This window comes from Pseudomonas sp. TJI-51, from assembly GCF_000190455.2.
In the GTDB taxonomy this organism is placed as follows: domain Bacteria; phylum Pseudomonadota; class Gammaproteobacteria; order Pseudomonadales; family Pseudomonadaceae; genus Aquipseudomonas; species Aquipseudomonas juntendi.
Genome location: NZ_AEWE02000008.1, coordinates 42,045 through 64,363, shown reverse-complemented (window position 1 = coordinate 64,363; position 22,319 = coordinate 42,045). Strand labels below are relative to the sequence as shown.

At 55.6% G+C, this 22,319-nt stretch carries 24 protein-coding genes; 4 read left to right on the top strand and 20 right to left on the bottom strand.

What is annotated here, in order from left to right; translation table 11 throughout:
• Nucleotides 1–143 precede the first annotated feature (143 nt).
• The 4 genes from G1E_RS02140 to ilvC form a co-directional block, all read right to left on the bottom strand.
• Complete coding sequence (locus tag G1E_RS02140) at nt 144–410, bottom strand: LysR family transcriptional regulator (protein WP_009681435.1); 267 nt, start codon at nt 408–410, stop codon at nt 144–146.
• A 14-nt stretch (nt 411–424) separates the two neighbouring features.
• Nucleotides 425–1,411, bottom strand: coding sequence for a PDR/VanB family oxidoreductase (locus G1E_RS02135; protein WP_033690047.1), 987 nt, complete (start codon nt 1,409–1,411; stop codon nt 425–427).
• 60 nt (nt 1,412–1,471) lie between these two features.
• Nucleotides 1,472–3,022, bottom strand: a complete 1,551-nt coding sequence (locus G1E_RS02130) for a Rieske 2Fe-2S domain-containing protein (protein WP_009681437.1) — start codon at nt 3,020–3,022, stop codon at nt 1,472–1,474.
• Nucleotides 3,023–3,131: 109 nt separating this feature from the next.
• Nucleotides 3,132–4,148, bottom strand: a complete 1,017-nt coding sequence (gene ilvC, locus G1E_RS02125) for a ketol-acid reductoisomerase (protein WP_009681438.1) — start codon at nt 4,146–4,148, stop codon at nt 3,132–3,134.
• 173 nt (nt 4,149–4,321) lie between these two features.
• Here ilvC and G1E_RS02120 point away from each other — a divergent pair, with 173 nt between their 5' ends.
• Both G1E_RS02120 and G1E_RS02115 read left to right on the top strand, forming a co-directional pair.
• Nucleotides 4,322–4,987 carry a GntR family transcriptional regulator gene (locus G1E_RS02120; protein ID WP_033690048.1) on the top strand — a complete coding sequence of 222 codons (666 nt, stop codon included), beginning with the start codon at nt 4,322–4,324 and terminating at the stop codon, nt 4,985–4,987.
• 325 nt (nt 4,988–5,312) lie between these two features.
• Nucleotides 5,313–7,322: an AAA family ATPase gene (locus tag G1E_RS02115; RefSeq protein WP_009681440.1), complete on the top strand. Its 2,010-nt coding sequence runs from the start codon at nt 5,313–5,315 to the stop codon at nt 7,320–7,322.
• Between the two features lie 49 nt (nt 7,323–7,371).
• Here the strand turns inward: G1E_RS02115 and G1E_RS02110 are convergent, their stop codons facing one another.
• Both G1E_RS02110 and G1E_RS02105 read right to left on the bottom strand, forming a co-directional pair.
• Complete coding sequence (locus tag G1E_RS02110; RefSeq protein WP_033690039.1) at nt 7,372–8,679, bottom strand: MFS transporter; 1,308 nt, start codon at nt 8,677–8,679, stop codon at nt 7,372–7,374.
• An 86-nt stretch (nt 8,680–8,765) separates the two neighbouring features.
• On the bottom strand, nt 8,766–9,605 hold the full coding sequence (locus tag G1E_RS02105) for a class II aldolase/adducin family protein (protein ID WP_046784304.1): 840 nt from the start codon (nt 9,603–9,605) through the stop codon (nt 8,766–8,768).
• A 117-nt stretch (nt 9,606–9,722) separates the two neighbouring features.
• On the opposite strand from G1E_RS02105, the gene G1E_RS02100 reads away from it, so the two are divergent.
• The gene (locus G1E_RS02100) at nt 9,723–10,616 is read left to right on the top strand and encodes a LysR substrate-binding domain-containing protein (protein ID WP_009681444.1); all 894 of its coding nucleotides are present in this window, start codon (nt 9,723–9,725) and stop codon (nt 10,614–10,616) included.
• A gap of 43 nt (nt 10,617–10,659) precedes the next feature.
• On the opposite strand, the gene G1E_RS02095 is transcribed toward G1E_RS02100, so the two are convergent.
• Entirely contained in the window at nt 10,660–11,613 is a 954-nt protein-coding gene (locus G1E_RS02095) for an AEC family transporter (protein ID WP_009681445.1), read from the bottom strand.
• Between the two features lie 103 nt (nt 11,614–11,716).
• On the opposite strand from G1E_RS02095, the gene G1E_RS02090 reads away from it, so the two are divergent.
• Nucleotides 11,717–12,604, top strand: a complete 888-nt coding sequence (locus G1E_RS02090; RefSeq protein WP_009681446.1) for a LysR substrate-binding domain-containing protein — start codon at nt 11,717–11,719, stop codon at nt 12,602–12,604.
• Between the two features lie 28 nt (nt 12,605–12,632).
• On the opposite strand, the gene G1E_RS02085 is transcribed toward G1E_RS02090, so the two are convergent.
• The 13 genes from G1E_RS02085 to G1E_RS02025 all read right to left on the bottom strand — a co-directional run bounded on the left by G1E_RS02085 (nt 12,633) and on the right by G1E_RS02025 (nt 22,310).
• The gene (locus G1E_RS02085) at nt 12,633–13,946 is read right to left on the bottom strand and encodes an MFS transporter (RefSeq protein WP_009681447.1); all 1,314 of its coding nucleotides are present in this window, start codon (nt 13,944–13,946) and stop codon (nt 12,633–12,635) included.
• 71 nt (nt 13,947–14,017) lie between these two features.
• Entirely contained in the window at nt 14,018–14,857 is an 840-nt protein-coding gene (locus G1E_RS02080) for a class II aldolase/adducin family protein (RefSeq protein ID WP_009681448.1), read from the bottom strand.
• A 252-nt stretch (nt 14,858–15,109) separates the two neighbouring features.
• Complete coding sequence (locus G1E_RS02075) at nt 15,110–15,325, bottom strand: 4-oxalocrotonate tautomerase family protein (RefSeq protein ID WP_009681449.1); 216 nt, start codon at nt 15,323–15,325, stop codon at nt 15,110–15,112.
• A gap of 48 nt (nt 15,326–15,373) precedes the next feature.
• Nucleotides 15,374–16,471, bottom strand: a complete 1,098-nt coding sequence (locus G1E_RS02070; RefSeq protein WP_009681450.1) for an alkene reductase — start codon at nt 16,469–16,471, stop codon at nt 15,374–15,376.
• A 28-nt stretch (nt 16,472–16,499) separates the two neighbouring features.
• The gene (locus tag G1E_RS02065) at nt 16,500–17,066 is read right to left on the bottom strand and encodes an OsmC family protein (RefSeq protein WP_009681451.1); all 567 of its coding nucleotides are present in this window, start codon (nt 17,064–17,066) and stop codon (nt 16,500–16,502) included.
• Nucleotides 17,067–17,133: 67 nt separating this feature from the next.
• Nucleotides 17,134–17,805: a DsbA family oxidoreductase gene (locus G1E_RS02060; RefSeq protein ID WP_047149582.1), complete on the bottom strand. Its 672-nt coding sequence runs from the start codon at nt 17,803–17,805 to the stop codon at nt 17,134–17,136.
• A gap of 45 nt (nt 17,806–17,850) precedes the next feature.
• On the bottom strand, nt 17,851–18,183 hold the full coding sequence (locus tag G1E_RS02055) for a carboxymuconolactone decarboxylase family protein (protein ID WP_009681453.1): 333 nt from the start codon (nt 18,181–18,183) through the stop codon (nt 17,851–17,853).
• Nucleotides 18,184–18,277: 94 nt separating this feature from the next.
• Nucleotides 18,278–18,838 (bottom strand): TetR/AcrR family transcriptional regulator, encoded by a 561-nt coding sequence (locus tag G1E_RS02050; RefSeq protein ID WP_009681454.1) that lies wholly within the window; start codon nt 18,836–18,838, stop codon nt 18,278–18,280.
• Between the two features lie 58 nt (nt 18,839–18,896).
• On the bottom strand, nt 18,897–19,682 hold the full coding sequence (locus G1E_RS02045; RefSeq protein ID WP_009681455.1) for an SDR family NAD(P)-dependent oxidoreductase: 786 nt from the start codon (nt 19,680–19,682) through the stop codon (nt 18,897–18,899).
• Nucleotides 19,683–20,093: 411 nt separating this feature from the next.
• On the bottom strand, nt 20,094–20,459 hold the full coding sequence (locus G1E_RS02040; protein ID WP_009681456.1) for a histone-like nucleoid-structuring protein, MvaT/MvaU family: 366 nt from the start codon (nt 20,457–20,459) through the stop codon (nt 20,094–20,096).
• A gap of 337 nt (nt 20,460–20,796) precedes the next feature.
• Nucleotides 20,797–21,285, bottom strand: a complete 489-nt coding sequence (locus G1E_RS02035; RefSeq protein ID WP_143133043.1) for a hypothetical protein — start codon at nt 21,283–21,285, stop codon at nt 20,797–20,799.
• Between the two features lie 171 nt (nt 21,286–21,456).
• Nucleotides 21,457–21,840, bottom strand: a complete 384-nt coding sequence (locus G1E_RS02030) for a hypothetical protein (protein WP_009681458.1) — start codon at nt 21,838–21,840, stop codon at nt 21,457–21,459.
• A 2-nt stretch (nt 21,841–21,842) separates the two neighbouring features.
• Nucleotides 21,843–22,310, bottom strand: coding sequence for a hypothetical protein (locus G1E_RS02025; RefSeq protein WP_009681459.1), 468 nt, complete (start codon nt 22,308–22,310; stop codon nt 21,843–21,845).
• Between the last annotated feature and the right edge of the window lie 9 nt (nt 22,311–22,319).

Here is a 22,319-nt window from a genome sequence, read left to right as displayed (position 1 = left end):
TAGCGCATCATGGGATGCCTAGTCGTCGAGGCGAGATAGTGAATAAGCACAGCTAAATGAGCCTACGTTGTTCATGCCCACGGGGCGAAGCGAAAAAAATGCCCCGGCAGTACCTCACCGGGGCCAAGTTCCATATGCAACCTTTAATGGCTCCGTGCCGTTTCCAGCTCGGCTCGCAGCGAATCCACTGCCGCGACGATCACTCGCGCTGTGGCTAGCACTTTCGCGCCTGCAGGACTGAGCAGCGTTCGCCGTGATGCACTAACGAACAACTCGACGCCCAGTTCTGCCTCCAGCGCGTTCAGATGCTTGGTGACAGCCGGCTGACCAATGCCGAGCTGTGCCGCAGCGGCGCTCACTGTTCCCAGGTCAACAGTCGCCAGAAAGCTTTCCAGCTTGGTGACGTTCATGTGTTTCACCAGGCCTACAGGTCGAGCACGAGAAGCTTGGACTTCGCACGCGAAACGCACGCCGTCAGACAGCTACCTTTTTCGGAGTCGTCGAGGATGTAGTCCTGATGGTCGACTTCTCCTTCCAGATAACGAATCTTGCAGGTGCCACACAGCCCCGACTGGCATGAAGTCTCGACTGGGTAACCCGCATCCTGGAGCACCTGCGCGAGATTCTCGTGGGCCTGGACGACGATCTCTTCGCCAGTGCTGGCTATGCGAGCGACGAACGAACCATTGCTCTGCTCCGCGCTTGCCGGCTCAGGTGCTTTCACGGGTGCCTTGAAGTGCTCAAAGTGAACTGTGCCAGCAGGCCAATGAGCAGCGGCTTCCTTGCACGCGTTCATGAAGCCTGCAGGCCCGCAGTAATACACGTGGCAACCTTCGGGGGCGTCTTTCAGGAATGACTGTAGGTCGAAGCTCTTGGAGGGATCCCCGCCATCGAAATGAAGGACGACCTTTCCTTCCCCGATCAGCTCTTCCATCTCCTCTGAAAACGCAGCGAATTCGGGGCCTTTGCAACAGTAGTGGAGCTCATACTCCTGCTTCGCCGACTCCAGTGCATGCATCATCGATTTCATGGGCGTGACGCCGATGCCACCGGCCAAGAGGATGGACTTGCGAGCTTCCTTGCTCAGCATGAAGTTGTTACGCGGCACACTGACCCTCACGGTTTCGCCGACATGCAGCTGATGAACCGCGATGGAGCCGCCAGTCCCTCGCTCATCACGCAGTACACCAATCACGTAGCGATGAGGCTCGGCGGGCGAATTGCTCAGCGAATATTGCCTGACCATTCCATTGGGCAGATGGATGTCGATGTGTGAGCCGGCTGTAAATGGTGGAAGCGCACCACCATTTGGATCAACGAGCTCGTATGAGTTGATCCCCTGGGCTTCGCGGGTAACGCGACGGATCAACAGTTCCAGCAACGCTGGGTTGGGATTTGCTAAAGATGTCATCGTCATCACCTCTCACCAAGGCACGGGAGCCCCAGATAGCCCAGGGCCCGCGCTTTCTTCTTATTGTTCTTTGAAGCTCTGTTCCAACTGCTCGAACCGTGCCGTGACGAAATCCGCACGCTCCTTGCCCTTGAGCTTGTCAGCTTCGGTGAGGATGGCCACTGCCTCCCTTGCGAGCTTGCGGCGATTGATAACCTCTTGTTCCGGAGTCGCGGCTCTGGGCATGTTGAACACGTTGCCGGTGCAGTAGCTGTTCGGCTCACCGCCCATGTCACGCAGCCACTGGGCGAAACCAGCTGCCGCAGCTTGCGGGTTGGTGCCCCGGATGCCATCGCGCAGCATTTTGCGGAACGCATACAGGCCGGCGTCGAACTTGGTCGGGTTCTCCAGCGAGTGCACCGCAATTGGACGTTGGCTGATGATGGCCTCGTAGTCCCCTGGAGCGTACTGAGCTTCCTTGTAATTGTGACGTTCACGGTGGTTGGACGGAATCGGTGGAATGTCTTCGAGCTTGTATTTGCCGAAGCGCTCTGGACGACGCATGGCCACCTGGCCTTCCAAGAAGTCGATGGTCTCGTACCCGACCATGCTCTTGTCACCGACGCCACGGGTGTCGATGCCTGGGCCCATGACGCGCCAACCAATCATCTTGGAGTTTTCGTCATCCACAGGGACAGTCCAGCGGACGATGTGGAAGCGGCTGAACAGCTTCTTCGCCGAACCGTCTTCCGACGTGTAGGCATGCAGGCTGAGGTTCGGCAGCACCTGGTGCTGAATGCGCAGGAACATGCGGTCGTCATTCACGCGACGAGCGCCGGCACAAGCCAGACTACGACCCTGGTGAACCGGGATGAACTGCATGTCCGGAGCGACTTCCATCGAGGCGGCGCCGACTTCGTCGAAAGTGGTGCCCTGGAACTGACCGCCCACAACGTTTTTCGCAGAGTGCAGGGCCGTGGGGTGGAAGTTGTCAGCCGCGTTGTCCTGCACCTGCAGCCAGTTGCAGTGCTGGAAGTTGCTGTATGGAACCAGCTCGTCGCCTTCCATCACAGTGAAATTCTGCTCCCATTCTGGGAACGGTGGCTCTTCATCAGGCGGGCCCATGTAGGCGAACACCAACCCGTGACGCTCGAACGCCTTATAGGCACCCTGGCGGATAGAGCAGGCATATTTCTCGCCTTCCTTTTCCTCGCCGGCAGGGAACGGGACATGGAGGCAGGCACCATCCACATCGAAGACCATACCGTGATAGCAGCACTTGATGCCCTTCTCCTGAATGGCACCGTACTCCAGCGAAGCACCACGGTGGCAGCAGTGGGCATGCAGCACACCTACTTGGCCGCTACCGTCGCGAAATGCCACCAACTCTTCGCCCATGATCTTCAGGAAGCGAGGCGTATCGGTGAGCTCCAACGACATGCAGACCGGGTGCCAGAAGCGACGCAGGTACTCGCCAGCTGGCGTGCCGGGGCCGGTTTCGGTCAGCTCTGGGTCATGGTTCGGAGTGTTGTTGGTGTAGTAGCCACCGTAAGCGATCAGCTTCTTGGGAACGGCAGCGCCGTTGCCGCCTGCACCACGTTGATCATCATGCTTATCAAATTTCTCAGTCATTTTCATTGCCTCAGGCTTATTGTTAGATACGGGATACGGTATTCGTACTCTGTATACATATTGTTCGAACGCAATGTTGCTACGGGTACTGCTTGTGTTTCTTGGGGTATCAGTTGATGGATTTGTCGACCAGAGCGCCTGCCTGGATCCACGGCATCATGCCGCGCAGGCGCTCACCGACCACTTCGATCTGGTGACGTTGCAGCAGGCTACGCCGGGCAGTGAGCGTGGGATTGCCTGCCTTGTTTTCCAGGATGAAGTCCTTGGCGTATTCGCCATTTTGAATACTGGTGAGCAGTTCACGCATTCTGTCCTTGGTCTCAGCCGGCACGATCCTCGGCCCGCTGACGTACTCGCCGAATTCGGCGTTGTTGGAGATGCTGTAGTTCATGTTGCCGATGCCGCCTTCATAGATCAGGTCGACGATCAGCTTGAGTTCGTGCAGGCATTCGAAATAGGCGAGCTCAGGCGAATAGCCGCCTTCCACCAATGTTTCGAAACCGAGCTTGATCAACTCGACGGTGCCACCGCAGAGCACGGCTTGCTCACCAAAGAGGTCAGTCTCGGTCTCCTCGCGGAAGTTGGTTTCGATGATGCCGGCCTTGCCGCAACCAATGGCAGAGGCGTAGGCCAGGGCCAGTTCGACTGCATGGCCGGAGGTGTTCTGCTCCACGGCGATCAGTGCCGGGACACCATGGCCTGCTTGATAAGTCGAACGCACGGTGTGACCGGGCGCTTTAGGCGCGATCATGATCACATCAAGGTCGGCGCGAGGCTTTACCTGACCGTAGTGAATGTTGAAACCGTGGGCGAAGGCCAGGGTGGCGTTGCGGCGCAGATGCGGCTCGACGTCGCTGCGGTAGACATCCGCGATCAGCTCATCAGGAATCAGCATCATGACCAGGTCTGCCTGGGCAACGGCCTCAGCAACAGTGCTCACCGCGAGACCGGCATTCAGCGCCTTCTTCGACGACGCCGAACCCTGACGCAAACCGACGATGACATCAATGCCACTGTCACGGAGGTTCTGGGCGTGAGCATGCCCCTGAGCGCCATAGCCGATGATCGCCACGCAGAGCCCCTGCAGCAGGCTCAAATCAGCATCTTTATCGTAGAACAGCTTCATGTCAGTCAGACCTTCTTGTTTTTGTGTTCGGGATTTCGTGCTCTGTACTCTGTATACAGAGTTCACAGTCTTGACCTACACTGAACGGGAGTCAAGGAAAATTTGAATGACACGGGAGAAAGTGGACAATGCAGCTTTCAGTGGGGGAAGCCGATCTTCGGCGAGGTCTATCAATGACAAGCACGCTCAAGCGTATCCAGTCGCGCACGGACTACGTGGATGAGGTTTACAAGGCTCTGCTCGATGCCATCAGCGACGGCTCGCTGGCACCCGGCGCACGCCTGACGCAGGAAGAAATCGCCGAGCAGATGAACATCTCCCGGTCACCTGTGCTGCAGGCGCTGAGGTTGCTCAAGAAGGATGGCCTTGTTCAGGATGCTCCAGGGCGAGGCCTGCTGGTGACCCCCTTGACGACGGACTCGATTCGTAACCTCTACCAGATTCGAGGAGCACTAGATAACCTCGCAGCGAAAATGGCTGCAGAGCAGAAATTTCAGATGGATCAAACGTTGATCAAACGAGGCCGCAAAGCCTCGCAGGGCAGAGATATCAAGGCAATGATTGATGCTGACATGGCGTTTCATACGGCAATTTACGAAGCTTCTGGCAATCCGCTGATAGCTCAAAGCGCCCAGGTCTACTGGGTACACTTGCGCCGCGCCATGGGCGCTGTGCTGCAGTCATCAGAGCAGCGTGAGGCGATTTGGAACGAGCATGAGGCGATAGCGAAAGCTATTGCTGCCGGAGATGTAGTAGCCGCAGGCGAATTGACCGACGTACACACGACCCATGCTAGAAAAAACCTCCTTGAGCGCCTCAGCCACCTACTAATGGCATGACTGCAAAGGTGCCCAAGCTCTCGGGCACCAAGGTAGGTTTTCTAATGACGGGTCTATAGGGGTTCGAATACTGAGTTATAGCTCAGTCCTCGGGCCTGTCGGCTTCAGCCATTCCTACCTGCTTTACTCGATAGCAATCGCTCCGTCTGTATAGCTGTGCCCGCACACCGGATCCGTTGTGGAATGGTCTCCCATCTGGGGAATCCAACGCCTGCTTATTTTACAAAATGAGTCCCTAAAACTGATGATCTTGGCCTTCCATCTTTAATGGCACTGGGCTATCGTCCATGGAAACCTAAATCCATGAGTTGCAAAGGGACTGACCATGCGTTTGAGTAAGGTACGAGTTCAGAATTATCGAAGCATTATCGATACCGGCGAATTTGAGATCGAGCGGTTAAAAACGATTTTGGTTGGCCCAAACGAAGCAGGTAAAACTGCAATTCTACAAGCGATCCAGCAAATCAACGCACCAGAGGGTGTTAAAGGATTTAATCCACTTCGCGACTACCCAAGAGCAAACTACACACAGATTAGTCGAGGCGAGCTAAGCGCCGAAAACATCGAAGTAGTAAAAGCGACCTTTGCATTGGAAAAGACCGAATTAGATCACGCCCCCGAAAAAATCAAAGGACAGCCACTCAGCTACACTTTCACAAGGTACTTGGACAATAGCTGGCGGCACAGCTTAATTGGAGTCGCCACCCCCTATTTGAAAGACATCAAGAATGACCTGCTCCGGCTGGCTGCCCATCTGGATCGGGATATTGCAGAGGGCTCGCCTAAGGCCCGAACAGAAGCACTCAACAAATTAATCAATAACGTGTCTCAGTTCAGGTACTTATGGTCTGTGGCCGAGATCTTGAAGCCGTGGCTTGACGAGATGCTACCCTACGTAGATGAGGACAACGAAAAAGAGGTTGCCCGCTGGGAAAGCATCGTCACCGCCCTGGATGATGATGTAGAGATTAACAAATTCCGCTTACACCTCCAGAAAAACCGCCCAGTTTTTGTGCTTTACAGCAACTACTTCCGCGTTAAACCGATCATCCACCTGGGAAATCTAGCTAAACGGCTGGAAACCAATAACTTAGATGACGAAGCCTATGACTACGGCAATGTCTGCTTGCTAAAGCTACTTGGATTCACAGCCCAAGAGCTCTCTGACCTCGGCAAAGCATCTGACCCCAGCCATACCACTACTGACCTTGAAGCTTACCGGGCAAAACTTGATCAGCGGGGGTATGAACTGAATGCCGCGAGCGTAGAACTGACCCAGCAAATCGTTAAGGTATGGAATCCTGATGATACAAAAGCCGAGGCCAGTAGACTTAAGCTGAATGCAGATGGCCAGTACCTGAAGGTTGTAGTAGAGGACAATATCGGAGTAGAGGTGGAGCTCGACCAACGTTCCGAGGGCTTCCAATGGCTGGTCTCGTTCTTCATTGTATTCTTTGCGGAAGCGAAGGGTAAACACAAGAACACCGTCCTACTCTTGGACGAGCCTGGCGTGAGCCTTCATGCGCTGAAACAGAGAGAATTTAGAAAAACCATTTCGTTGCTCGCCGATGAAAACCAGACGATATACTCAACTCACTCCCCGTTCCTGGTTGGCCCGGACGAACTCGACTTAGTAAGAGTGGTAGAGCTGACAGATAGAGCTGTCGGCACTCAGGTTCACACAACTGTTTCCTCCAGCGATCCTGCGGCCCTGCTGCCGCTACAAGAAGCGCTAGGTTATGACTTAGCTCAAAGTCTTTTTGCTAGCCAAAGGAACCTAATTCTTGAGGGGCTCACAGATTACTGGTACGTCGAAGCGATTGCCAATCTGCTCAAGGAGGGCGGAAAAGCGGCTCTGCATGACAAGATCTCGCTAGTGCCAGCTAATACCGCGAGCAAGATCGTATACTTCGCAACCATCCTAACCTCACATAACCTTAAAGTGGCGGCGCTGCTCGATTCAGACAATGCGGGGGATCAGGCTGCCCGTCAGGAAACGTTGGTACATCGCCTTGGCAGTAAAAGGATTCTCCGAACGTCAGACTACGCAGTACCCAAGATCGAACATGCAGAGATCGAGGACTTATTGCGAGAGACATTGCCAGCGGTCGCTAAAACCGACCTCAATTGGGACATTGACAGTGCCTTGGCTAAAGCTTCCGACAAACCCATCATTGACGTTTTCCAGAGAACAATCGGCAAGGACTTTTCCAAATACAAGCTGGCAAAAGCCTTCCTAAAATGGTCGCGCGACAACTCTTTATCTGACCTGGCACCACATGAGATCGAAGGCTGTACAAACCTCATAACCGCTATCAACGCTGCGCTCAAATAACCACGGATAACAAAGGGCGCCCGTCGACCGGGTGCCCTTGGCAAAGTAGTTATCGATTGACGATGGACTTCGGCATGATGAGGCAGATGAACGCCGCGAAAATCAGCGAGCCTGCGATGCAGTACAGCGCCAGGTCAGTGGATGAGGTGACATCTTTCACCCAGCCGATCATGTAGGGGCTGATGAAGCCAGCCAGGTTACCGACCGAGTTGATCATGGCGATACCCGCCGCAGCCGCAGCACCACCCAAAAATGCGGGAGGCAGGCACCAGAACTGGCAAAGCCCGGTCATGATTCCCATGGTTGCCAACGACAGGAAGACAAGCGAAACCGCAGGGTTACCCGACGTCAGGGTGCTGAGCACCAGTCCTGTCGCGCCGAGCACTGCCGGCACAGCGGCATGCCAACGACGCTCCTTGCTGCGGTCAGCGCTACGACCGGTGAAGATCATCGCTGCGGTAGCGAACGCATAAGGGATGGTGGTGAGCAGCGACACTGTGGAGGCTTCCTGAATGCCCGAGCTTTTGATCAGTGATGGCAGCCAGAAGCTGACACCGTATAGCCCCATCATGAAGCCGAAGTAGCCTGAGCTCAGCACCCATACCCGCTTGTTGCGGAATGCGCCGAACACCGAGTGCACTTCCTTCGTCCCACCCTCTTTCTCCAAGTTACGCTTCAGCGTTTCTTTCTCGCTCGCAGACAGCCACTTGGCATCGTCGATCTTGTCCTGCAGGTAGAACAGCACGACGACACCCGCAATGATCGATGGCAGCGCCTCCAGGAAGAACAGCCATTGCCAAGCCGAGTGCCCCATCAAACCATGCGTAGAAGCCATGATCCATCCAGACAGAGGGCCACCAATGACGCCCGCCATCGGTATGCCGGTCATGAACATTGCGGTGATCTTGCCCCTGCGGGACGGCGGGAACCAGTAGGTCAGATACAGAATGATGCCGGGGAAGAAGCCAGCTTCTGCTAGCCCGAGCAGGAAGCGCAACACGTAAAATTGCGTCGGCGTTTGAACGAAGATCATGCTGGCCGAAAGGATGCCCCAGCTGATCATGATCCGGGCGATCCAGCGTCTCGCACCTACCCGGTGCAGAATGATGTTGCTCGGAACTTCAAAGATGAAATAACCAAGAAAGAATATCCCGGCACCCAGACCATAAATTGTTTCACTGAACTTCAACTCATCTAACATTTGAAGTTTAGCGAAGCCAATATTCACTCGATCAAGGTAGGCAAACACATAGCAGATAAAGAGAAACGGAATAAGTCGCAAGGCCACACGGGTATACAATTGGGACTCAGCTGCTGAATCCTGGACGGCATAGGGTGCCTCTAGAGTATTAGACATGATGCCAATCTCCGAATGATTTTGTAGTTGTAGGCGTCGAATCGTGCAGCAGCGCCTTTCCAGGTTCGGCGCTGCTGCAGAGAGGGTCAGGAGAACATGTCCGGCTGTTCTGCCACGAGTTGGTCGTAGATGGGTTGGAAATGGAGCCAGCCAATGAAAGGGCTGCCCACGTTTTCACGGCTGTAACGGCAGCGCTCAGGCGATACCAGCTTCGGCGTGATGCCGCTGGCTTCGATCAGCAGTTGCTGCTGGCAGCACCGCTCCAGCGCAATGAACCAGAATGCGGCTTCGTCGATGCTATGCCGGCTGGCGGTGAGCAGGCCGTGGTTCTGGTGAATGGCCGCACGCACATCCTTGAAGTATTCGCTGACCGACTTGCCGGCCTTGGCCTCGACTGCAACGGCGCCGGCCTCTGCAGTGATGACGACGTGGTCTTCAAAGAAAACTGCCGCATCCTGGGTGATAGGCGGAAGTGGTCGCCCGGTTGCAGCCCACGCCCCACCATAGATCGTATGGGCATGGCACATCGCGACGATGTCAGGATGCGCTTCGTGAACGGCGGCGTGCAGAACGAAGCCGGCCCGGTTGATCGCGTAGGTGCCCTGTACCACCTTACCCTCGTGATCCGCGAGGATCAGATTGGACAGCTTGACCTGGGAGAAGTGGACGGCCATCGGGTTCGTCCAGTACAGCTCCGGGAATTCCGGGTCGCGTACTGTCAGGTGACCAGCGAAACCGTAATCGAGACTGTGTTTCGCGAATGCACGGCAGGCTGCAACGAGATGTTTCTTACGATACTGCCGCTCTTCTTCGTAACTTTTAAAGTCAGGAATTTCCGGAAAGATCAGACCCTGCTGTTCAGGTTGATAAACCGAAATGCGGCGCTTTCCGTTAGATGCTGGTTCAATCCGCAGCAAGGGATCCATAGTGCCAACCTCATCTTTTATTGTTTTTGGAGACCCATAGTTGACTTTAGGCGTATGGATTGACAAACGAAGGCTTTTCACCCAAGGTTGAATTAAATTTAGCCTAACCTAATAATAATGAGAAAGATTCCTAACTTCGCCGCAATCAAAGCATTTGAAGCTGCTGCGCGCCTGGAAAGCTTCGTTGCCGCCGCCGATGAGCTCCATCTATCCGCCTCGGCAGTTAGCCACCAGGTCAGAAAGCTGGAGGCCACTCTGGGCATGGAGCTGTTCAAACGTCAGCCTCGCTCGGTGGAGTTGACGATCCAGGGGCGGGCGCTTGCCCAGCGCTTGACCGTCGCGCTCGACGGCCTGGAGTCTGCACTTTCTATGTGGATGCCGAGCGCCGAGCAACTGCACCTGGCCGTTCATTGCTCGCCAAGCTTTGCTTCCAAATGGCTTTCACCACGCCTCGCTCGCCTCGTCAGTGAACCCAATCCGCTTCATATCCGCCTCACTTCCAGCGCCACGCCGCCTGAGCTCACTCGACACGAGGAGATCGACATTGCGATCACCTACGGGGCGCCGATCCAGCGGGTGGGCGTGATTGCCGAACCTCTGGGGTTGGAGACTATCGCCCCAATGAGCTCGAAGCAGTTCTTCGACGCTTCCCAGACGCTCGATCCGCACCTGCTTAAGCCTGGCTCACTTATCGACTCCCAACTGAGCCCAGTTCGTTGGAGCGACTGGTTCCGCCATGAAGGGGTTGCCGAACGCGCAGACTTGGGCGGTTTGTCGTTCGACCGTGCCGCGCTCGTCCTCTCTGCCGCAGCGGATGGGCTGGGTATTGCCCTGGAGTCTACCCGTCTGGCAGAGACAGAGTTGCGCCAAGGCTCTCTGGTCATACTGAATGGGCATCAGCCCCCCTTGCAGCAGGAGATGCATTTCCTCTGCTACCGTGGTTCGATGAAAGGGAGCCGCAAGATTGAGCGGTTCAAGGAATGGATCATGAACCAGATCCACGAAGCTTGATGCTCGCCCTTCACCGCCCCACTGTCAGCAGCAACGGCTAACCCTAGGCCCCTGCAGTACCCGTATTCATCCAGATCATCAGCCCGGTTAGGGTAGCCAGGGAACCCAGGGTGGAGATGAGGATGGTGCGGGAGATAAGCCCTGCCTCCCGACGATAGAATTCAGCCAGCATGAAGGGCCCAGTACCGGTGGGCAAGGCGCTGAGCAACAGCGCGGAATTGGCCCACATCGACTGCAGCGCGAAGACTTTGAACGCCAGGAACCAGGTCAGTAGCGGCTGTCCCACGAGCTTGATGGTGACCAGCGGCCAAGGGTTGCTCTTCCCTCCAGTCGACTTGACCGTTTTCTGGCCCAAGAACAGGCCAAGCGAAACGAGAGCACAAGGCGTGGTAGCCGTCGCGAGCATGTCGAGGAAGCTCATGACTGGGTGAGCCAGCGGAATACCTGTCATTGCCCAGACAGCCCCAGCGATGGGCGCAATCACCAGAGGGTTCTTGGACAGCGCCTTCGCTACGACCCCTACTGCTCTGCCGAGATGCCGCTCTTCCTGCAAGCCGATTTCGATGCAGATCACCGCAATGGCGAAGAGCAGGCACACAACGATGATGGTCGAGATGAGCGCCGGTTGAAGACCTGGATGGCCGAAGACAATCGCACACAGCGGAATGCCGATGTAGCCAGTGTTCGCATAGCCAGCGCTCAAGCCATCGATGCTTGAAGTGGCAAGGCTGTGGCCGGTGCACAACCGCCACACCAAAGTTGCGACGAAAATGGTCAGCGTGCCGGCACCGAAGGAAATGATGAAGCCTGGCTGCCAGATTTCAGCCCACGACGCGGTCGCGGTCACCTTGAACAGCAGTGCGGGTAGGCAGAGCCACACCACCATCTTGTTGATCTCGGAGGCGGCCTGGTCTCCAAGTCGGTTGGTCTTGCGGCAGATGAAGCCTGCCAGGATGAGGGCAAAGATTGGTAAAACGATTGCAAGGACGGTGTACATGACTTCCACGTTTGGAGGGGATTTTAGGCCTTCATAGATTAAAATCGCCGACCAATGCATTCCAATGACTATGAAGTAGCGAATCAATACCTCTGGAGCATCAATGATCGAACAACGCCACCTCCGCTACTTTCTGGCTCTGGCCGACCACCTGCACTACGGCAAAGCATCAGCGCAGGTAAACGTAGCGCAGCCATCGCTGAGTAGGCAGATTGCCGATCTTGAATCTCAGCTAGGCTGCCGGCTGTTCGCTCGCACCTCCCGGTCGGTGGAGCTCACCTCAGCAGGTTTCGAGTTTCAACGAAGCGCGCAGCTGGTCATACAGGCTATGGACTCGGCGATTCGCTCCACTCAAGCTGTTGCTCGGGGCGAGAAGGGAGAGTTGCGTATCGCGATTACGTCCATGATCGCCTGGTCAGGCCTACCCAAGATGATCAAGTCCTACGCTGCAAACGCTCCCGGTGTGAACCTTGAACTGAGCGAGCTGATACCTGGCGCCTTGATGAAAGCTGTCGAGACCGGAGAGTGCGATATTGGCCTGACCTTCAAAGCCACGGTTCAGCCACCGTATCAATATCGGGAATTGCAGCGTGAATCCCTGAGTATCGCGGTGCCGGCAGATCATCCGCTGGCACGCAAAAAGTCGGTAACAGTCCAAGACCTCATTGATGAGCCCTTCATCTTGAGTCCTCGCGACACCGCCTCCGCCCTGCACGACACAATCTTCAAACTATGTAGAGACAGTGGATTCGAACCTCGTGTGCGGATGCACACCCAGCTGCAAGGGACGATAGTCAATCTGGTTGGTGAAGGTCTCGGCGTCTCGATCATTCCGACGTCCATGTCGAAATCGAATCCAGACTCGGTTCGGTTCATTCCAATTACCAACGCACCCGAGATCACCCTGGGCATGGTCTGGAATATGGAGAACTCCAACCCATGCCTCTCCGCCTTCATTCAATCGGTCGGCACCAACCTCGATCCGCCATGATCGCTCGGCGGGCATCGACATTGGATTGCTAGCGGTTCACCACCGATTTGGGCATCGCCAGGCAGACCACCGCAGCACACACCAGCGCAGCCGCGATGCAGTAGAGCGCGATACTGGTAGAGCCAGTGGTGTCTTTCACCCAGCCGATCAAGTAGGGGCTGATGAACCCAGCCAGGTTGCCGATGGAGTTGATCATCGCGATCCCTGCCGCCGCCGCTACACCGCCTAGGAATGCAGGCGGATAGCACCAGAACTGACTCATAGCAGTCATCACGCCCATGGCACCCACCGAGAGAAATGCCACCGTCAACATGGGGTTTTGCTCTGTGGTGGTGGCGAGCACCAACCCCAAGGCGCCGATCACCGCAGGCACCGCCGCATGCCAGCGACGCTCAAGCACATTGTCCGAATGCCGCCCGGTCATGACCATGGCAATCGTCGCCAGGGCATACGGGATAGTGGTCAGCAGCGAGACTTCCGCCGCACTCTGAATACCCGAGTTCTTGATCAGCGATGGTAGCCAGAAGGTGATGCCGTTCAGGCCCATCATCACGCCGAAGTAACCTGCACTCAGCAGCCACACCTTGGGGTTGGTGAAGGCGCTGAAAGCAGAGTGTCCATGGTGCGACTGGTCTTCTCCCTGAAGATTACGCTTTAGGACGGCTTTCTCTTCCGTGGTGAGCCACTTGGCATCGTCCGGATTGTCACGCAGGTAGAAGAGGACGACGAAGCCGGCAATGATCGAAGGTATTGCTTCGAGGGCGAACAGCCACTGCCAGGCTGAATAGCCATGCCATCCGTGAGTGGTCGACATGATCCACCCCGAGAGTGGCCCGCCAAGGACACCCGCCATGGGGATGCCAGTGAGGAACATCGCAGTGATTTTCCCGCGCCGGGAAGACGGGAACCAGTAGGTCAGGTAAAGGATGATACCGGGGAAGAATCCGGCCTCAGCAACCCCCAGCAGGAATCTCAGCATGTAGAACATGGCGGGCGTTTGTACGAACACCATACAGGCTGACAGTACACCCCAGCTGACCATGATGCGGGCGATCCAACGACGAGCGCCGATCTTGTGCAGCATCATGTTGCTCGGCACCTCAAAGATGAAGTAACCGAAGAAGAAGATCCCGGCCCCAAGGCCGTACACAGTCTCGCTGAACTTGAGTTCGTCGAGCATCTGCAACTTGGCGAAGCCGACGTTCACCCGATCCAGGTAAGCGAACACGTAGCAAAGAAAGAGAAAGGGAATCAGTCGCAGGGTTAAGCGCGCGTACAGCTTTGACTCGTCCGGAATGGAACGCGAATCGGGGACGCAGGCAGCATCAAGAGCATTAGGCATCTGCCTATCTCCAGTCATTGTTATTGTGGGTAAGGAAGAGGCGCCGCCCGGACGGACAGCGCCAGAGGGCGTTACGAGAACATGTCAGGCTGCTCAGCCGCGATCTTGTCGTACAGCGCCTGGAAGTGCAGCCAGCCAATGAAGGGGCTGCCCACGTTTTCACGGCTGTAGCGGCAACGCTCCGGCGAGACCAGTTTCGGTGTGATGCCAGAGGCTTCGATCAGCAACTGCTGCTGGCAGCAACGCTCCAGGGCAATGAACCAGAATGCGGCTTCATCGATGCTGTGACGGCTCGCGGTCAGCAGGCCGTGGTTTTGGTGAATAGCAGCGCGCACGTCCTTGAAGTAATCGCAGACGGCGTTACCGGCCTTGGTCTCCACCGCAACGGCACCAGCCTCTGCAGTGATGACGACGTGGTCTTCAAAGAACACGGCAGCATCTTGGGTGATCGGCAGCAGCGGACGCCCGGTGGATGCCCATGCGCCACCATAGATGGTGTGAGCGTGGCACATCGCAACGATGTCCGGGTGCGCTTCGTGAACGGCAGCGTGCAACACGAAACCGGCACGGTTGATGGCGTAGTCACCCTGAACTACTTTGCCCTTGTGGTCGGCCAGGATCAGGTTGGACATCTTGACCTGTGAGAAGTGAACGGCCATCGGGTTCGTCCAGTACAGCTCAGGAAACTCTGGATCACGGACGGTCAGGTGACCGGCAAAGCCGTAATCGAGGCTGTGCTCAGCGAATGCGCGGCACGCTGCCACCAAGTGCTTCTTGCGGTACTGACGCTCTTCTTCGAAGTTCTTGAACTCAGGGATCTCGGGGAAGATGAGCCCTTCCTGTTCAGGCTGATAAATCGAAATTCGCTTCTTACCGCCTGCGGTTGGGTCAAGTTTGAGTACCGATTCCACGATTACCACCTCTGGTTATTGTTTGGGGTGACGTCATGGTCTCGATCTGGCGTGGGGGTGACAAACGATCCGTTTTCAAGCAAGGCTCAATAAAATTCAGTCTTGGCTGTTTGGCATCTACGGCATGAAGCTGGCGTTAGGAAAGCTCTCGAGGGCCTGATCGCAATTCAGCCCTTGAAACGCAAAGTGCCCTGGAGCGAGTAAACGCCAGGGCACATTGCACTGATGTTGCGATGCAGCGTCGGAAGGGTGTCAGGCGTTTTGCATAGCTCTGACTTTGTCAGTGGTAATGAGCTCACCACCGATGCCCCAGTCACCGCTCTTCACCTCTTCGAAGATGACCCAGGTCACACCACGCATTTTCTCGCCTTCAACCGAGACCATGGCGTCGGTGATCTTGCTGATGATCTCTGCCTTCTGCTCCGCAGAGAAAACACCTTCGATGCCTTTCACAGTTACCAATGGCATAACCGCACTCCTTCAGTTATTGGGTATTCCGATGATCAACACGCCTGATCAAGCCTGGTAAGGCGCGTAGTCCGTGTAGCCTTTTGCCCCGATCACACCGTAGAACGTGGAATGATCGCTGGGGGCCAGATGCCAGCCGTTTTGCATCCGCTCCACCAGATCGGGGTTGGCGATGTAGGAGGTGCCGAAGGCGATCAGATCGTGATTGCCGTTCTGCAGCTCCGCTTCTGCCAGCTCAGCGGTGAAGCCACCTGCGCCAATGACCGTGCCCTTATAGAGCGAGCGGAACTGCTTGTAGAAACCATCCGGGAATGGAACCGCGTCCAGTGTTGGCTGGTAGTTCAGATGGACGAAGGCCAATTCGCGCTCGTTCAATTCGGCAGCAACACTGTTCCAGGTTGCTTCCTCTTCCGGGTACGGGCGAAGGTCATACAGGCGCCCAAACGGCGAGATACGAACACCGACACGGAAGCTGCCAATGGCATCAGCAATCGCGTCGACCGTTTCCAGCAAGAAGCGCTGTCGGTTTTGAATCGAGCCGCCGTACTCATCGGTACGCGTGTTGATTTGGCTGCTCAGGAACTGGTCGAACAGGAATGCGTTAGCCGCCATGAGCTCCACACCATCGAAGCCCGCATCCACCGCTCGCAGTGCGGCGGCAACGAAGTCTTCGGTCACGCGGTGGATCTCATCCACAGTTAAAGCACGCGGGACACTCGGTGCGACCGGGCCAGCCACACCGGGTGCAGTCCAGGCGTAAACCGTAGTGCCCACAGCAGGCTCGGCACTTGCCGAAACAGGCGCTGCGTTGCCAGGCTGCAGCGATTCGTGAGACATCCGGCCTACATGCCACAGCTGGGCGAAGATCTTGCCGCCTTTAGCATGAACGGCATCAGTTACCTCGCGCCAAGCGCGGGTCTGCTCGTCGGTGTAAATGCCGGGGGTGTACAGGTAACCGCGCCCCTCGTCGGAGATCGGCAGGCCTTCAGTGATAATTAGGCCCGCCGAGGCCCGCTGCGCGTAGTACAGCGCGGTCAGCTCGGACGGCACATTGTCTTCCGTCCGGGTACGGGTCATTGGGGCCATCACAACGCGGTTGGCGAGTTTGAGGCCTTCCAGGTCGTAAGGAGTAAACAGCTTTTTCATGATCTACCTCTGCAAACGACTTCGTGAATCAGGCGGCTGGTTGGCCGGCGATAACTTCCAGCTTGGGCACCATGCGGATGGCCTTCGAGAAGTTGGCGAGGTTCACGGAAGTCTTGGTGACAATGCGGTGTAGCTCTTCCACTTTTTCTGCAGGTGCATCGGTATGGATGCGCACCACGTAGCTCATCTCGTCGAAGCCTGGGTTGACGCTCTCGTCCAGGCCCAGGAAGCCACGCAGATCCAGCTCACCACTGGTTTCGATTTCCAGACTGTGGATAGTGATGCCCATGGCCGATGCGTTCACCACATAGCCAACTGAGAGGCAGGCGTTCAGGCCAGAGATGAGTAGCTCCTGCGGGTTGGGGGCAGAGTTGGTACCCAGCAGCTCCAGTGGCTCATCAGCCGCGATCTGGACGTTTCGTGGGTAGTCGGTGCCGCCCAGGTGGAAGCGGTCAATGGTCGCCACGGTGCGGGTCTGATGTTCCCACTTGGTGTTGATTTTGAAGCGTGCGTGACGCTTGGCTGGATCTTCAGCGACGCCCTGTGCAAAGGCTTGCAGAGCAGCGACATCGATACCGTTGAGATGCTTGTCCATTTTCAGTTCCTCTCAAAATCGTGGATAAAAACTCAGAATTAAAAAACAGGTGAAGGCGATGGCCTGGTCAGCTCTCGCAACCAGAAATCGAGCAACTTGCTCCACTCACGCTCTCTCCATCGTTCGAAAGATCCTCAACAGCTGATTTCAGCACCTTGGAGAACACCTCAACCTCTTGGGCCCCTGAGAGATAGCGGTTGCCATTGACAACGAACAATGGGATGCCGGTGCCAAGGCCCTTAACGGTTGCTTCATCGCTGAGAATCGCTGCTTCCGAAGAATCGAATCCAAAGAGGTCAGCAGCACCAACTTCAGCTGCAAGATCTTTAAGTGTTCGCTCATCGAAAATGTCGCGCCCCTCTGTAGTTCCAGCTGCGTAGAGTCGCTCTACATATTTCGCCTGTAGCGTCGGACTCGAAATGGCTTTCACGTACTGATGCGCCGCACTGGTGTCCCCGAAACGCATCACATCGAAGTGGTAGTCCAAGCCCTCAGGAGAGGCGACTTCCTGAATAGCTTCCATGAAGACCTGTGCACGAGCCTGGCTACCTGTCTTCAGCACCAGTGCCTTCTCGAATGCGATGGGCTGCATGCCTTTGGCCAAGCGGTAGGCCCTGGGTACAACTTCAACCTCTACGTCGCTCGGAAGAGCGCCGATTGCCTGCTCCAACCGCTTCTTTGCTATCCAGCACCAGGGACAGACAAAGTCGGAATAGACTTCAACCGTGATCTTTTTCATAACTTTCCTCTGCACCTCTGCTGTCACAAAGAACGGCCTGGGCTATCAGCTACGATCCATGGCATCCAGCACGTGGGTGCTGTAAACAACCGCCGCGCCGGCATTCAGATTCACCGCTACTCCAAGTGCCTCAGCCACTTCCTCGGTCGTGATGCCAAGCTTCTTGGCTTCCGCTGCATGGAACGCGATGCAGCCGTCACAGCGAGTCGTTACTGCCACCGCCAGTGCGATCAGCTCGCGAGTCTTCGCGTCCAGGTGATTGGTTTTGTTACCGGCGTTACCGAGCATTGCCACACCCCGCAGGGTGTCAGGCGAATGCGCACCGAACTCCTTCAGGCGGGCGCTGACGTCGGTGATGGTTTGTTCCCAATTTGGCATGCTAGACATAGTTACCACCCTACTGGTTGATAGGTAAGACGTTTCAAAAAAAGGCCGACACGTGACCCGTTTCGGCCCTGTTCTCAAGCAGAGATCAATACTCTGCAACCATCCGAATGACTGACATATTCACGTGATCATCTTCGTTGGTGGCCCAATTGATGAAGCTTGAGCCTTCAAGGATGCTCAGCAGCAAATACGACTTTTCTCTGGCGCCACGACCCTCGGTAATCTCACCCGAGGTAATTCCTTGATCCATGACCTTGGTCAACCAGGACAATTGCACGTCGAAGAAACGGCGCGTTTGTCGTTGAAGCCCGTCAGGCAAAGCCGCCATCTCTGCAGCCAATGCGCCACACAGAGGCAGCAGTCCACCTTCGGTGCTTGCATGGAACAACACAAAGAACGCATGAAGCCTGTCCAATGCAGTGGGATGATTGATTTCGATGCGTTCGAACTCAGCCTCCACCCGCGATACGTACTCTTCAACGATTGCAATCCCCAGGTCTTCCTTGGTTGGGAAGTGGTAGTGGATGCTCGCCTTTCGAATACCAACCGCATCGGCAAGATCCGCATAGCTAAATGCCGCGTAACCTTTGGTACGCATAAGCCCTTCAGCGGTTTGAATTAACGCGTCCCGTGTCGCCAGTGCCATAAAATCTCCTGCCAAAATCGCTCGACCAGAAAAGCGATTCCGGCCACTACACGCTATGTTACTTGCCTTGCTTACGACCGGCCATGACTCCGCCGTCCACATCCCAGACTGCGCCGGTTACCCAAGACGCCTTGTCCGACAGCAAGAAGACGATTGAGTCAGCCACATCACGTGGTGTGCCATTGCGACCCAGCGGGTGGAAATTGTTGAAATCCTTCAGGGCACCATCCAGCTGATCACCAGGGATGAAGCGTTCGAAGATCTTGGTTTCCACGATGCCGGGGCTTACCGAGTTGACGCGGATACCATGCTCTGCCAACTCTGCACCCGCGTGGCGAGTGAGAGTGTCCAGGCCGATCTTGGCCATCGAGTAAGCCGATGCGGGTACGCCTTCAACAGCCTGCCGGGCAGCCGCAGCCGTTACGTTAACGATAGAGCCTGGCTTCTTCTGCGCGACCAACTCCGCAGCCACATGACGGGTCAGGAAGAAAATGGCGCGGTTGAGGTTGAGGAAGTTGTCGTAGTCCTCCAACGAGTGCTCAACGAAGGCCTTGGGGTAATAGATGCCGGCGGAGTTGACCATCAGGTCAATATCCTTGTGCTCGGCAGCCAGCTTCTCGATCAACCCTTTCACGCTGGCGAAGTCGGTGAGGTCAGCCGAATAAGCAACGACCTTATTCTCACCTACCAGAGCTGCCAGCTCTTTACGGGCCGCTTCGGCCTTCTCGGCACGGTTACCCACGATCACGACTGAGCCACCTTGTTCCGCCACCATACGTGCGGTTTCAAGACCGATGCCGCTCGTACCACCTACAACCAGAAGCTTGCGACCTTTGAACTGCATGAGTAGTACCTCCTCGGTTTGTCTATCTACTGGTAGGTAGATTAGACCTGCGTGATTTGGGTGTCAAGCTGCCGCCTGTCGTGATCGGCCAGAGGGAGTGGATGACACCGCGAGGGGGCGCTAGCCCGGGCGGATCAGAAACCGGTACAACTCAAGGAAGCTAGACCAGCCAATGACCAGCACGAAGACACCGTTCATTTGATCGTTCTTGGATTGCCCAAGCCAGGTCGAGACGGAAACAAAAAAACCGCCAACAGGCGGTTTTTTAAATGGTGTAGCTCGGGGTCTCCGACTCCCCGCGACGGGGTTTGATTTGTCGCTGAAGAGGTCTTTTCCTCAGAGAGGCTTTGGTGTCGGACACATACATGATGAGGCTACCTATCGCGTACTCATTGCGTCAAGGCGCAATGTTTACTGACGCCAGGACTCGACAGTTTCAGCGCCATGCTCGATTTTCCATGCCTTCAGAATTGCATGGTTACCACCCTTGGTCTGAACCACTTCGCCATTGTGCGGGTTTTTATAGACCTTCACCTCACGAGGCTTACGGCTGGTCTTTTCCTGTGCAGCAGGGGCCACAGCACGACTATGAGCTTTGGGATCAAGGATATTGATCACATCGCGCAGGCTGTAGCCGTACTCGCCGAGCAAGGCTCGCAGCTTCTCTTCGAACTCCATCTCGGCCTTGATGGCCGAATCACCCTTCATGGCTTCGAGTTCTGCCAATTGCTGAGCGAGTTTTTGCTCTAGACGACGAAATTCAGCGAGACGGGACATCGGGACGTATTCCTCAGGAGGCTAATTATTTAGCAAGATTACAGAATCGGCTGAGGAAAGTCATAGCAATCTCAGGTCGCCCAAGCCAGGTGACTACACGGAGCGGCCCATCCTTCAGAATCGAGGCTGTAACGCACATTCTGGAATGTAACAGCGTCAATGTTACATTCCCAAAACCACGTTACAAGCCCCATAAACATTGGGTTTGCGACCAAACCGCAAGCGGAGCGCGCAAGCCACGATGGCTGAAGGCGTGAGGATGGAAGCCCGTAGGGCCGTGACCGACAAGCCGGGCACGGTTTACGACAGCCGTCCCCCACAGGGGCACGCTCAAGTATCAGCGATGCATTTTGCTGAATCGCTGTACTAACTTGTCCGGAGCAATCGACTTCCAGGTCTCAAGCGAAGTTGCCTTACGGAACAAGTTGATACCTACGCCAACGAAACCAGCGAACACCAAACCAGCAATGGTAAGTGAATAGCCAGTCAGATCGGATACAAATTGGGCAAAGCCATTGTACGATCCACCACTTGTATCAAACGCGCCGATTGCAAAAAATAATCCAATCCAGGATAGCAGAAACGCCACGCCCGCGATTACCGCACCGTTCACCCAAATACCTAACTGGCTTGTGTACTTCAAGCTAGGCTGCTCTAGGATTTTCCCGTTTTCGGCCTTTACAGCCATTACAAATCCTGTGTTTTTTTGCTTATTCCTCGACTTCTGCACAAGGCCATAAAAGTCATACCGGCCACCATTCTCCAACTCCTCATAAATTCGAGTAGGCATCCGAAAATTAGGAATGAGGACGTCGTCGATTTTCATGATGACTTGCACATTATCTGAGAAGCTCTCAAAAACTCGTATGTCCTGTAGGCACCCTGAAAATTTCAGATATTCAAACTTTATAAACACTTGCAGCTCCTAGCTCAATTCCTGAATGACAGGCAGGGGAAGGCCTCGAGCACACCTCGGCATGCTCAGGCTCGATCTAAATCAGTGCAGCTGTGTATTGGGGAAGTGGCCTCCAACCAGGCGACAAAAATCCCTCAAGCTACGGCGCCCACCATCACGGCGGAAGGTAGCCACCACGTAACGCGAGTGCATGGTCGTGATCACCCAGAACTTGCCTTCCTTCCTGGCATTCACGATGTCGGATGTCTGGATCAGGTGCCCATCGGCAAAACGACCATGAGGCCCTTGCCGCACATGCCCGAAGACGACGCCAACGGCACTGAGTCGATGAATGTGGACATTCACCAGAAACGCAGTGATGTCGTCCTCGTACTTTTGGCCTACAGCTCGAGCAATACGCAACAGGTCGAAGTCCGAGTAGCGCTTCACGTGATAGTCCACCTTCACCGTGTTGACCTCTGACATCCCTAAGCCCTCCGAGGCTCTCCAGCGTTGGCCTGAGCCATACCGCGTCGATAGAGCTCTTTGACCCCGTTTAGCGAGTCGACACCGAGACCCTCCTCATGCGTATCGATGTACACAGCACCACTCTCTACTTCCAGAATGCAGACGGCCACACCAGCCTGGTTGTGCCCCATCGACAGTGAAATGAGCTTCTCCATCTTCCAACTGCCGTCCTTGTTCATCCAAGATGGGGTGACGGCCTGGACTTCCTGCACAACCAGGCTCTCGTCCTGCGCTACCAGCAACTGGACGAGGCGCATTTCATCGTTGAGCATCTCCTCGTAGGCGACGAACCGATCCTCATGCCGGCGCTTGAGGCTGACGTGATACCAGTGAGTGGCCAAAGATCGTGTGACTGCATGGAAATGAGCCAAGCCGTCTCCAAACATGCCTACCGGGCCAGCTTGGTCTTGCGTGCTAATGCGGAACATCGTGAATCT